This is a genomic window from Telluria sp. AZSoR62, from assembly GCF_058111565.1.
The window spans coordinates 1-324 of sequence record NZ_JBYTST010000192.1; the positions used below are offsets into that span (position 1 = coordinate 1).

Annotated in this window: 1 protein-coding gene; it reads right to left on the reverse strand. The window is 66.0% G+C overall.

The window, feature by feature from the left end:
* The coding region (locus AC3XQU_RS23485) for an FAD-binding protein (protein WP_489876555.1) at nt 1-324 on the reverse strand (324 nt) is incomplete at both ends.

Below are 324 nucleotides of genomic sequence, written 5' to 3' on the forward strand. Positions count from 1 at the left end.
GTGATGATTTCTCCGCGCCCTGTTACGACGTCGAAAGACACGACAGAGTCGGCCGCGTACCCGTAGGTGCGGCCAAAAGGTCCGAGGCCACCCCCGAGCACGTATCCCACCGCTCCCACGCCCGCGTCGGAGCCAGAAAGCGGCCCGAGCCCCAAGGGGCCGGAGACCTCCAGAACCTCCTGCCACGTAGTACCGGCGCCAATCCGGGCGGTACATGCGGCCTGGTCAACTTCGACGCCCCGAAGCGTACGCGTCTTCACGACGATGCCGTCGGTGATCCCGAAATGGAATCCGTGGCCCTCGCCAAGGGCTGTCACCGGTACG